The following is a 12488-nucleotide window of genomic DNA, read 5'->3' as shown; positions in this document are numbered from 1 at the left end:
AGATGGCCGCCCTGGCGGAGGCGCTGGCGGAATTCTGGCTCTGGCTGATCGCGGCCGGGCTCCTGATGATCGCCGAGCTGGTGGTGCCCGGCGCCTATCTGATCTGGTTCGGGGTCGCGGCGCTGGCCACAAGCATCGCCGTGGCTCTCGTGCCGATGGGCTGGCAGGCGCAGCTCGTGCTGTTCGCGGTCGCGGCGCTGTTCGCGGTCGTGATCGGGCGGATGCTGGCGCGCTCGAAGCATGCGGAGAGCGACCGGCCCTTCCTCAACCGCCGCACCGACGCGCTGGTCGGGCGGGACTTCGTGCTGCACGAGGCCATCAAGGACGGGGTGGGGCAGATCAGGGTCGACGACACGATCTGGCGGGTGACCGGCCCGGACTGCCCGGCCGGCACGCGCGTCGTCGTCGCCGGCGCGGAAGGCGCGACGCTGCGGGTGACGCCGGCGGGGACGCCTTAGCGCTCAGTGAGCAATCCCTGCACGGCCAGCTCCACCCGGCTGCGTTCCGCCGGGGGCAGGGGAAGCAGGGGCCGGGGCGGAATGGCCCCGCCCAGGTCCAGCACCTCGGCGATCGCATACATCACGCGAAGGCTGCCGAATGTCCTAAACTGTTCCCACAAGGGTTCGAAGCGCGCATTCCAGTGCTTGGCCGCAGCCGCGTCGCCGGACTGCGCGGCGCGGGTGAGCTTCAATGCCTCGCCGGGCAGAAGGCCGGCGACGACGCTGTACCAGGCGTTGCATCCCGCCAGCAGCGCGTCAGTGGCTCCCCAGTCGCCGCTATAGCCCACGGCAAAACCGGCCGGGGTCCGCGCGCGTATCCGCTCGATCTCGTCAGTGAAATCGCCCTTGGCGGGAAGCGGCATCTTGATGGCCGCGACATGCGGCAGTGCCGCCAGCCGCTCGATCAGCTCCAGGCTGAAGGTGAAGTGCGTCGTGGTCGGGTTGTTGTAGATGCAGAGCGGCAGCCCGCCCGCCTCGGCCACAGTGGCGAAGTGCTGGAAGACCTCCTCCTCCGTCAGCGGCGTATAGGACATGGGCGCCAGAAGCAGGCCGTCCGCGCCGGCGGCCCTCGCATCCTGCGCCAGCGCGACCGCCTCGTCGGTGCGCAGGGCGCCGACCCCGGCGATCAGCGGCACCCGGCCGCGGACATGGCCAACGGCGACGCGAAGAGCATGTTGCCGCTCGTCGCGCGAGAGATAGGCATAGGTGCCGGTGCTGCCGAGCAGCCCGATGCTGTCGACGCCCGCGGCGACTATGCGGTCGAGGAAGCGGGCGAGCAGCGCTTCCTGCACCTTGCCCGCCGCATCCGTCGGGGTGAGCGGAAAGGCCGACAATCCGTGGAACAGGGGCATGCTGGTGTCTCTTCCGACCACGGCGTCAGCGTGCGGGCTGAAGTCGGGCGCCGTGGCGGCGCCCGGCAGTTATGCGATCAGTTCTTTGCCAGCAGCGCGTCGAGCTCGGGCCGGAAGGTGTCGGCGATCTCCGGATTGTCGAGCGCATAGGCGACGTTCGCCATCAGGAAGCCGAGCTTCGAGCCGCAATCGTAGATCGCGCCGTCGAAGGTCACGCTGTAGAAATCCTGCTCCCGCGCCAGCTTGAGCATGGAATCGGTGAGCTGGATCTCGTTGCCGGCGCCGCGCTCCTGCGTGGCCAGCAATTCGAAGATCTCCGGCTGCAGGATGTAGCGGCCGGAAATGGCGAGGTTGGAGGGGGCGACGTCCTTCTTCGGCTTCTCCACCATGCCGGCGATCCTGTGCACGCCCTCGGCCACCTCGTCGCCGAGCCCGACGATGCCGTACTGGTCGGTCTGCTCCGGCGGCACCTCGTAGACCGCGATGTGGTTGCCGCCGCCGGTCTTGGCATAGGCCTCGGCCATCTGGGCGAGGCAGCCCTTGCCGTTGGTCGGCTTGTGCAGCATGTCCGGCAGCAGCAGCGCGAAGGGCTCGTTGCCGATGATGTCGCGCGCGCACCACACCGCATGGCCGAGGCCGAGGGGCAATTGCTGGCGGGTGAAGCTGGTGGCGCCCGGACCCATGGTCTCGTGGCGCAGCATTTCCAGCATCTGCGTCTTGCCGCGCTCGTTCAGCGTGTCCTCGAGCTCGTACTGCCGGTCGAAATGGTCTTCGATGACGCCCTTGTTGCGGCCGGTCACGAAGACGATGTGCTCGATGCCGGCGGCGCGCGCCTCGTCGACCACATGCTGCACGACGGGCCGGTCTACGACGGTGAGCATTTCCTTCGGCACGGCCTTGGTGGCCGGCAGGAAGCGCGTGCCGAGGCCGGCCACGGGAAGGATCGCCTTGCGAATGGGTTTTACCATGGGGGAGTTATGCCGCTCTTCTGGTCGCTGGGGTGGGCAAGCAAAACGAAAATCCGATGAAAGTCAGCTTAACGTCTCGCGTGCCGCAATGCACCGCCGGGATAACGCCGACGTGACGGATTCGGTCCCGGCAGTGGACGCGGAGCCGCCCTGCGCCTGGAAACGGCGCGCGGCGCCGCGCCGCATGTGACGTAACGGAAAACGAACGCTGCGTTAAGTCCGTGGAAACCATGTCGCCTGCCTAATCATGGCCCGGAATTGCGTTAGGGTAAGCGTCATGAGTTCTCGTCCGGTCCCCGGCCGGCACCCGGCCGGCCTCGCCGGCCTGGTGCTGGTCTGCCTCGGTCTTGCCGGCTGCGCCGGCGCCGACGACATCACCGGAGCGCTCGCGACGCCCGCGAGCGGACAGAGCGCCTATGCCGCGCCGCCGGCTCGCGCTGCGGCCGCCCGGCCCGCGGCCTCGGCGCCGTCGACCCATCCCGACATGACGCCGTCCGCGCTCGCCCGCGACGAGGCGAATTTCAGCCGCTGCGTCGCGAGCCTTGAGCCGAAGGCGCGCCAGGCCGGCGTCTCGGCCGCCGGCTTCCGCCGCTACACGGCGGGTCTGAAGCCCGACATGGGCATCATGGCGAAGCTGGAGACGCAGCCCGAGTTCAGCCGCACGGCGGGGGACTATGTGACGATGCTGGTCTCCGAGACCCGCATCCGCAAGGGCCGCGAGGCGATGGCCCAGAACGCCCAGGTGTTCGAGGCGGTGGGGCGCAGCTACAGCGTCGATCCCTATGTCGTCGCCGCCATCTGGGGCATCGAGACCAATTACGGCAGCGCCCGCGGCTCCTATCCGGTGCTGGAGGCGACCGCGACGCTCGCCTGCGTCGGCCGCCGGAAGGCCTATTTCCGCGACGAGTTCGTCGCCGCGCTGCGCATCGTCGACAAGGGCGACATCCCCGAGACTCATCTGCGCGGCTCCTGGGCCGGCGCCTTCGGCCTCACCCAGTTCATGCCGACCGCCTTCCAGCGCGACGCGGTGGACTTCGACGGCGACGGCCATCGCAACGTGGTGGATTCGGTCGCCGACGCCATGGGCTCGACCGCCAACAAGCTCAAGCGCGGTGGCTGGGTCGCCGGCCGGAGCTGGGGCTACGAGGTCGTCTTGCCGCGCAATTTCAACTACCTGCTCGCCGACAAGCATGTGCGCAAGCCGATGCGCGAATGGGCGGCGCTGGGCGTGCGCCGGCCCGAGGGCCGGCCGATGCCGGCGGCGGGCGAGACCGCCTATCTCCTGCTGCCGGCCGGCGCCAAGGGACCGGCCTTCCTGATGACCGACAATTTCAAGGCCATCCTCAGCTACAACCCGGCCGACGCCTATGCGCTCGCCATCGGCCATCTCGCCGACCGCATCCGCGGCGGCGGGCCGTTCGTGCAGCCCTGGCCGGAAGACCAGCGCGCCCTGTCGCGGCTGGAGCGCTCGGAACTGCAGAAGCGGCTGGCCTCGCGCGGCTACGACGTCGGCCCGCATGACGGCGCCATCGGCTCGAAGACCCGCGTCGCGGTGCGCGAATATCAGGTCAGCGCCGGCCTGCTGCCCGACGGCATGGCGAGCGGCGAGGTGCTGGAGAGCCTGCGCGCCCGCGACGGCTCGTGACCCGGCTCTTGACGCCCGGCCGACAGGGGTCTTGAAACAGCCGCGATAATGGTTCACCGCTCTGGTGAGATGTCGCCATCGGGGAACGGCTCATGCGCGTCACGCGGGCACGCGGATACCGGCTCGGACTGAAGGCGCTGGCGGTTGCCGGCGTGCTCGTCGCCGGCTGCTCGCTGGCGCAGGCGCAGAGCGACTGGTTCCGCCCGCCGGCCGATGTCGGCCAGCCGAGCTCGCGCCAGGCGCCGCAGCCGCGCTATCAGAGCCAGACCCGCCAGCAACGTCCGGCCGCGCGCCAGCAGCAGGCCCGCCCCTCGACGCAGGCGCGCCAGCCCCAGCAGCAGCCGCGCCGCGCCTGGTCGCCGTTCCAGCCCTTCATCGATCTGTTCAGCGGCGGAGGCGGCGGCGAACGCCGCGCGCCGCGGCTGAGGCAATATCCCGGCGATGGCACCGGGCCGGCCGCGGCGCCTCCCGTCGTCGTCCAGCAGGCGCCTGCGGTGCCGCGCGGCAAGGTCTACGCCACGGCAGCCGAGGCGCGCGGCGAGGTCGAGGACGTCAAGGACGTCGTGCTGGTGATCGGCGACGAGCAGGCGGCGACGCTGGCGCAGGGGCTGGCGGACGCCTTCGCCGCCGACCGCGAGGGCGCGGTCGTCGTCGGCAAGACGCAGGACGGCTCGGGGATCGCCCCGGCGAGCCCGTTCGACTGGATCGCCACCGCGCGGCAGCTGCCGTCCGGCGAGGAACAGCCCAACGTCATCGTGGTGCTGGCCGGCGCCAACGACCTCAAGCCGATCGACGACCCTGCCGGGCGCGCCGAGGTGCTCGACGAACGCTGGCGCGAGCTCTATGGCCGCCGCTTGGAGGAGTTCCTGCTGGCGCTCAAGCTGCACGGCCGCCCGGTGGTGGTGGCCGGCCTGCCGCCGGTGGAGGACGAGGCCCGCAACGAGCAGATCGCCCAGCTCAACGCGCTGCTGAAGGAGCAGGTCGAGCGCGCCGGCTTCATCTTCGTCGATGTCACCGACGGCTTCGTCGACGAGAACGGCAAGTTCATGACCTCGGGCCCCGCGGTCGATGGCCAGCGCCGGCGCCTGCGCAACGCCGACGGCGTCGGCTTCACCCGCGCCGGCGCGCGCAAGCTCGCCTTCTTCGTGGACCAGCAGCTCGACGACCTGATGCACCGCGAGGACGCGCCCACGGCGGCGACCGATCCCGCCGACACGCGGCCCTCGATCATCCAGCTGACCGGCGGCGCGGCGGGCAGCGCCCGCACGCTTGCCGGCGCGCCCACGGCTCCGGCCGGCCCGGCGGCGAAGGAAGCGCCGAAGGACATCGTGCAGGCCGCCCCCGCAACCCCGAAGCCCGAGCCGGCGAACGTGTTGGTCAGCGGCGCGACGCTGCCCGCGGTGCTGGGGCGCACGGACGATTTCCGCTGGCCGGCCGGGCAGCCGGCCGCCGCGACCGAGCCGCTCGTCCCGCCCATGCCGCAGACCGAGCTGCCGGCGGCGACCCCAGCCGCCGCGCAGGGCGTGTCGGCCGTTCCCGCGGATTCCGCGGCGGGCGCCGGCACCGGCACGGCGGCGACGCCCGCGGAACCGGCGGCGCCGTAGTCCGATTCACTCCAGATGAACGTCATCCTGAGGTGCTCGGCGAAGCCGAGCCTCGAAGGATGGATCTGACGTGTTACGACGAGCATCCTTCGAGGCCCGGCGAAACGCCGGGCACCTCAGGATGACGGTGTATTGGTGGAGGCGGGAATCCCCCCCGCCTCACCGCGGCAGGGCGGAAGCACCCATCAGGAAGGTGTCGATCGACTGCGCCGCCTGGCGGCCCTCGCGGATCGCCCAGACCACCAGCGACTGGCCGCGGCGCATGTCGCCGGCGGCGAACAGCTTCGGCACGCTGGTGGCGTAGTCGAGGTCGTTCGCCTGCACGTTGCCGCGCTTGTCGATCGACAGGCCCTGCTGCTCCAGCATGCCCTCGTGCACCGGATGCACGAAGCCGAGCGCGATGAAGACGAGGTCGGCCTTGATGTGGAACTCGGTGCCGGGGATCGGCTGGCGCTTGGGATCGACGCGGGCGCACTTCACCGAGATCACGCGGCCGTTCTTGCCCTCGATGCCCAGCGTGGCGGCGGCGAATTCGCGCTCGGCGCCCTCGGCCTGCGAGGAGGAGGTGCGGAACTTGGTCGGCCAGTAGGGCCACACCGCCAGCTTGTCCTCCTTCAGCGGCGGCACCGGGCGGATGTCGAGCTGGTGGACGGAGAGCGCGCCCTGGCGGAAGGCGGTGCCGACGCAGTCGGAGGCGGTGTCGCCGCCGCCGATCACCACCACATGCTTGCCGGCGGCAAGGATCGCCTGCTCGCCCGAGACGTCCTCGCGGCCGACGCGGCGGTTCTGCTGCACCAGATAGGGCATGGCGTAGTGCACGCCGTCGAGCTCCTGGCCGGGCAGGCCGGGATCGCGCGGGGCCTCGGAGCCGCCGCACATCAGTACCGCGTCGTGGTTCTCCAGCAGTTCTTCGAGCGGCAGAGTGACCCCGACATTAGCGCCGTAGTGGAAGACGACGCCTTCGCCTTCCATCTGCGCGACGCGGCGGTCGATGTAGTGCTTCTCCATCTTGAAGTCGGGGATGCCGTAGCGCAGCAGGCCGCCGGCCTTGGGCTCGCGCTCATAGACATGCACCTCGTGGCCGGCGCGGGCGAGCTGTTGGGCGGCAGCCATGCCGGCCGGGCCGGAGCCGACCACGGCGACCTTCCTGCCGGTCTTCACGGAGGCGGGCTCGGGCTTGATCCAGCCCATCTTCCACGACTTGTCGGCGATGGCCTGCTCGACCGTCTTGATGGTGACCGGCACGTCCTCGAGGTTCAGCGTACAGGCTTCCTCGCAAGGCGCGGGGCAGATGCGGCCGGTGAATTCGGGGAAGTTGTTGGTGGAGTGGAGGTTGCGCGATGCCTCCTCCCAGTTCCCGTTATAGACGAGGTCGTTCCAGTCCGGGATCTGGTTGTGGATCGGGCAGCCATTCGGCCCGTGGCAGAACGGGATGCCGCAATCCATGCAGCGCGACGCCTGGTTGGCGACCTCGGCGTCGGGCAGGGGCAGGGTGAACTCGCGGAAATGGCGAATGCGGTCGGACGCCGGCTGATACTTCGCCTCGCGCCGATCGATTTCGAGGAAACCCGTGACCTTACCCATTGCGCCCTCTTTCGCGGAGCACCGCCACCTTGGAGGCGTTCCACCCTCCGGTGCCAGATACATCAATCATGCCAGTTGGAAAATGACGGCGCGGCACACGGCCGCGCCACGGCTCGCGCCGCAGCCCGTCTTTTCGGGCCTTTCCCGCCGGTTCTCCCGGCGGGCGCAGGCGGCTATTCGGCCGCCTGCAGGCCGCGCATTTTCTCCATTTCGCGCAGCGCGCGCTGGTATTCGACCGGCATCACCTTGACGAACTTGCCGCGGTATTCGGCCCAGTTGTCGAGGATCATCTGTGCCCGGGTCGAACCCGTATGGTGCAGATGTTTGGCGATCAGCTGGTGCAGGCGCTCCTCGTCATGGTGGCCCATGTCCGCCATGATGTCGATGCGCCCCTTGAACTCCAGGTCGCCGCCGTGATGGTGCAGCCGCTCGAGGAGGTCTTCCTCCTCCTCGACCGGCTCAAGGTCGACCATGGAGAGGTTGCAGCGCTTCTTGAAGGTGCCGTCCTCGTCCAGCACATAGGCCACGCCGCCGGACATGCCGGCCGCGAAGTTGCGCCCGGTCTGGCCGATGACGACGACCACGCCGCCGGTCATGTACTCGCAGCCATGGTCGCCCGTGCCCTCGACCACAGCGATGGCGCCGGAGTTGCGCACGGCGAAGCGCTCGCCGGCCACGCCGCGGAAATACACCTCGCCCGACGTCGCGCCGTAGAGCACGGTGTTGCCGACGATGATCGAGTTCTCCGGCACGATGGCGGCATCTTCCGCCGGGCGCACGACGATGCGCCCGCCCGAGAGGCCCTTGCCGACATAGTCGTTGGCTTCGCCGACCAGCGTCATGGAGACGCCGGTGGCGAGGAAGGCGCCGAAGGCCTGGCCGGCGGTGCCGGTCAGGTGGATGTCGATCGTGTCGTCCGGCAGGCCGGCATCGCCGTAGCGCTTGGCCACCTCACCCGAGAGCATGGCGCCGACCGAGCGGTTGATGCTCCTGATCTCGGTGTGGATTGCCACCTTGTCGCCGCTCTCCAGCGCCGGCATGGCCTGGTGGATCAGCGTCCGGTCCAGCACGTGCTGGATCGGGTGGTTTTGCCGCTCGGTGTGGTAGATCGCGACCTCGGGGCCGACTTCGGGCTTCGCAAAGATGCGGCTGAAGTCGAGGCCCTTGGCCTTCCAGTGCTCGATCGCCTCGCGCTGGTCGAGCCAGTCGGAGCGGCCGATCAGCTCGTTGAAGGAGGCGACGCCCATCGAGGCCATCAGCTCGCGCACTTCCTCGGCAACGAAGAAGAAGTAGTTGATGACGTGCTCGGGCGTACCCTTGAAGCGCTTGCGCAGAACGGGGTCCTGCGTCGCCACGCCCACCGGGCAGGTGTTCAGGTGGCACTTGCGCATCATGATGCAGCCCGCCGCGATGAGCGGGGCGGTGGAGAAGGCGAAGTCGTCCGCGCCCAGCAGCGCGCCGATGATGACGTCGCGCCCGGTGCGCAGGCCGCCGTCGACCTGCAGGGCGATGCGCCCGCGCAGATTGTTCAGCACCAGCGTCTGGTGCGCTTCGGCGAGGCCGATCTCCCACGGCGAGCCGGCATGCTTGATGGCGGTGAGCGGCGAGGCGCCGGTGCCCCCGTCATAGCCTGACACGGTGATGTGGTCGGCGCGCGCCTTGGCGACGCCGGCCGCGACCGTGCCCACGCCGACCTCGGAGACGAGCTTCACCGAGATGTCGGCCTCGGGGTTGACGTTCTTCAGATCGTAGATGAGCTGCGCCAGATCCTCGATCGAGTAGATGTCGTGGTGCGGCGGCGGCGAGATCAGGCCGACGCCCGGGGTCGAGTGGCGCACCTTGGCGATCACCGCGTCGACCTTGTGGCCGGGCAGCTGGCCGCCTTCGCCGGGCTTGGCACCCTGCGCCATCTTGATCTGGATCATGTCGGCATTGACGAGGTAGTCCGCCGTCACGCCGAAGCGGCCGGACGCCACCTGCTTGATCGCCGAGCGCATGGAATCGCCGTTGGGCAGCGGCTTGAAGCGCGTCGCCTCCTCGCCGCCCTCGCCGGTGTTCGACTTGCCGCCGATGCGGTTCATGGCGATGGCGAGAGTGGTGTGCGCCTCGCGCGAGATCGAGCCGAACGACATGGCGCCGGTGACGAAGCGCTTGACGATGTCCACCGCCGACTCGACGTCATCGAGCGGGATCGGCGCATGGCCGATCTCGTCCGCATTGCGGATGCGGAACAGCGAGCGGATGTTGAGCGTCTTGGCGCCGGCCTCGTTCACCAGCCTGGCGAAGTGACGGTACTTGTCCTGCGCGTTGCCGCGCACGGCGTGCTGCAACGTGGCGACCGTCTCCGGGTCCCAGGCATGCTCCTCGCCGCGCAGGCGGAAGGCATAGTCGCCGCCGACGTCGAGCGAGGTGCGGTACACCGGCGCGTCGCCGAAGGCGTCGCGGTGGCGCATCGCCGTCTCCTCGGAGATCTCGGCGAGGCCGACGCCGCCGATGGAGGAGGCGGTGCCGAAGAAGTACTTGTCGATCAACTCGCGCGACAGGCCGACCGCGTCGAAGATCTGCGCGCCGCAATAGGACTGGTAGGTCGAGATGCCCATCTTGGACATGACCTTGAGCAGGCCCTTGTCGATCGACTTGATGTAGCGCTTGACGATCTCGTACTCGTCGACCTCCTCGGGGATGTCGACGCGCATGTCGATCATGGTCTCGAAGGCGAGGTAGGGGTTGATCGCCTCGGCGCCGTAGCCGGCCAGACACGCGAAATGGTGCACCTCGCGCGCCTCGCCCGTCTCCACCACGAGACCGACGGAGGTGCGCAGGCCCTTGCGGATCAGGTGATGATGCACGGCCGCGGTCGCCAACAGCGACGGGATCGGGATGCGGTCCGGACCGACCAGGCGGTCGGACAGGATGATGATGTTGTAGCCGCCATGCACCGCGGCTTCCGCGCGCTCGCACAGCCGCTCGACGGCATCGCCCATGCCCGCCGCGCCCTTGTCGGACGGGTAGGTGATGTCGAGCGTGCGGGTGTCGAAGCGCTCCTCCATGAAGCCGATGGAGCGGATCTTCTCCAGGTCCTCATTGGTGAGGATGGGCTGGCGCACTTCGAGTCGCTTGCGGCGCGAATTGCCTTCGAGGTCGAAGATGTTCGGCCGCGGCCCGATGAAGGAGACGAGGCTCATCACCAGCTCCTCGCGGATCGGGTCGATCGGCGGATTGGTGACCTGCGCGAAGTTCTGCTTGAAATAGGTGAAGAGCGACTTCGCCTTCTTCGACAGCGGCGAGATCGGCGTGTCGGTGCCCATGGAGCCGACCGCCTCCTGCCCGGTGGTCGCCATCGGCGCCATCAGCAGCTTGAGGTCTTCCTGGGTGTAGCCGAAGGCCTGCTGGCGATCGAGCAGCGACACGTCGGTGCGCACCTCGCGCGCCTCGACGGAGCGCAGCTCCTCCAGCACGAGCTGAGTGCGCTTCAGCCATTCCTTGTAGGGATGCGCCTTGGCGAGCGAGGTCTTCACCTCCTCGTCCGGCACGAGGCGGCCCTCTTCGAGGTCGACGAGCAGCATCCTGCCCGGCTGCAGGCGCCACTTGGTGACGATCTGGTCCTCGGGGAAGGTGAGCACGCCCATCTCGGAAGCAAGCACGATCTTGTCGTCCGCCGTCACCAGATAGCGGGCGGGGCGCAGGCCGTTGCGGTCGAGGGTGGCGACGATCTGCCGTCCGTCGGTGGCGACGATGGCGGCAGGCCCGTCCCACGGCTCCATCATGGCGGCGTGGTACTCGTAGAAGGCGCGCCGCTCCTCGTCCATCAGCGGGTTGCCGGCCCAGGCCTCGGGGACCAGCATCATCGCCGCATGCGGAAGCTCGTAGCCGCCCTGCATGAGGAATTCGAGCGCGTTGTCGAAGCACGCCGTGTCCGACTGGCCCTCATAGGAGATCGGCCAGAGCTTGGAGATGTCGTTGCCGAACAGTTCCGAGTCGACGGAAGCCTGCCGCGCCGCCATCCAGTTGACGTTGCCGCGCAGCGTGTTGATCTCGCCGTTATGCGCCACCATGCGGTAGGGGTGGGCGAGCGACCAGGCCGGGAAGGTATTGGTCGAGAAGCGCTGGTGCACGAGCGCGACCGCCGACTCGAAATCCGGGTCGTGGAAGTCGGCATAATAGGTGCCGAGCTGGTCGGCGTTGAACATGCCCTTGTAGACGATGGTCCGGCAGGACAGCGACACGACGTAATAGCCAGATGTGCGCGGGTCGGCCGCGTCGTAGATGGCGTTCGACACCACCTTGCGCAGGATGAACAGCCGGCGCTCGAAGGCGTCGTCGTCGGCGATGGCCTCGCCGCGGCCGATGAACACCTGGATGTGCTTCGGCTCGGTCGGCAGCACGGTGTGGCCGAGATGGGAATTGTCGGTCGGCACCTCGCGCCATCCGAGCAGCACCTGGCCTTCCTCGGCGACCACCCGCTCCATGGTGGCGCGGATGATCTCCTGGCCCTCGGCGTCGTGCGGCATGAAGATGTGGCCGACGGCGTAGTGGCCGGGCTCCGGCAGCTCGAAGCCGAGCTTGGCCGCTTCCTTGGCGAAGAACCGGTGCGGAATCTGCACCAACATGCCGGCGCCGTCGCCCGCGCGCGGGTCCGCGCCCACGGCGCCGCGGTGCTCGAGATTCAGCAGAATCTGCAGGCCGTCCTGCACGATCTGGTGCGACTTGCGGCCCTTGATGTCAGCGATGAAGCCGACGCCGCAGGAATCCTTCTCGTTGCGCGGGTCATACAGACCCGTCGCGGCCGGCAGGCCGGGATCGATGTGGGGAATGGTTTTGGTGGCCGCGCGATCCGTCGCGGCCGGACGAACCGAACCCTCGCCGATCATGCGCGCGGCAGCGCCGCCCATTTCCTCATTCATTCCCGTCACTCCCTAAAGGGTCGCTCTTGTCCGGCAGCCCGCACGCGTCGAGCCTCGCGGGGCGCTCTCCCGCAAGGCGTGCATGCTGCCGAAACACGCTAGCATCGACCGTGCCATGCATCGCACCCGCGTCGCACAGGCATCAGCCTATCGATGATAGGACAGTATAGCTGCCCTATCAATCGCGAAGATGCCAGAATTGGCGCCTGCGCACAAGCGCCGCGCGCGAGATCGGCGCGGCGATTTTTCCCGCTTGTTGCGAGGGCGGCACCGTCGGCGAAAGGAAAGGTAAGGTGCGCCATGCCCGGGCGCAATGCCGTTGCGGCCCAGCGAGCGGCGGCGGGAGGCGCCGGAGACGCTTCCGCAGAGGCCGGGCGAGGTCTTGCCGGTGCCGCAATTACGGGTTCCGCTAGGGCGTATGGCGAATGATGA

General features: G+C 68.9%; 7 protein-coding genes. 3 read left to right on the top strand and 4 right to left on the bottom strand.

Annotated elements, in window-relative coordinates:
- Window positions 1-2: 2 nt before the first annotated feature.
- Window positions 3-458 (top strand): NfeD family protein, encoded by a 456-nt coding sequence (locus SNOV_RS13540; protein WP_041783367.1) that lies wholly within the window; start codon window positions 3-5, stop codon window positions 456-458.
- Here the strand turns inward: SNOV_RS13540 and SNOV_RS13535 are convergent.
- Both SNOV_RS13535 and SNOV_RS13530 read right to left on the bottom strand, forming a co-directional pair.
- Window positions 455-1351 (bottom strand): dihydrodipicolinate synthase family protein, encoded by an 897-nt coding sequence (locus tag SNOV_RS13535; protein ID WP_013167511.1) that lies wholly within the window; start codon window positions 1349-1351, stop codon window positions 455-457. The two genes, SNOV_RS13540 and SNOV_RS13535, sit on opposite strands and share 4 nt — an antisense overlap.
- A gap of 77 nt (window positions 1352-1428) precedes the next feature.
- A complete protein-coding gene (locus SNOV_RS13530; protein ID WP_013167510.1) occupies window positions 1429-2319 on the bottom strand; it encodes a UTP--glucose-1-phosphate uridylyltransferase in 891 nt (296 codons plus the stop codon).
- Window positions 2320-2596: 277 nt separating this feature from the next.
- On the opposite strand from SNOV_RS13530, the gene SNOV_RS13525 reads away from it, so the two are divergent.
- Together SNOV_RS13525 and SNOV_RS13520 are read left to right on the top strand one after the other, a co-directional pair.
- Window positions 2597-3964 (top strand): lytic murein transglycosylase, encoded by a 1368-nt coding sequence (locus tag SNOV_RS13525; protein WP_013167509.1) that lies wholly within the window; start codon window positions 2597-2599, stop codon window positions 3962-3964.
- Between the two features lie 92 nt (window positions 3965-4056).
- The gene (locus SNOV_RS13520) at window positions 4057-5568 is read left to right on the top strand and encodes an SGNH/GDSL hydrolase family protein (protein WP_013167508.1); all 1512 of its coding nucleotides are present in this window, start codon (window positions 4057-4059) and stop codon (window positions 5566-5568) included.
- Window positions 5569-5727: 159 nt separating this feature from the next.
- Here SNOV_RS13520 and SNOV_RS13515 read toward each other — a convergent pair whose 3' ends face one another.
- Window positions 5728-7152, bottom strand: coding sequence for a glutamate synthase subunit beta (locus SNOV_RS13515; RefSeq protein WP_013167507.1), 1425 nt, complete (start codon window positions 7150-7152; stop codon window positions 5728-5730).
- 173 nt (window positions 7153-7325) lie between these two features.
- The gene (gene gltB / locus SNOV_RS13510; protein ID WP_417871500.1) at window positions 7326-12065 is read right to left on the bottom strand and encodes a glutamate synthase large subunit; all 4740 of its coding nucleotides are present in this window, start codon (window positions 12063-12065) and stop codon (window positions 7326-7328) included.
- Window positions 12066-12488: the final 423 nt, after the last annotated feature.

It is taken from the genome of Ancylobacter novellus DSM 506 (assembly GCF_000092925.1).
GTDB lineage: Bacteria > Pseudomonadota > Alphaproteobacteria > Rhizobiales > Xanthobacteraceae > Ancylobacter > Ancylobacter novellus.
This window is presented reverse-complemented; position numbering and strand designations above follow the sequence as displayed.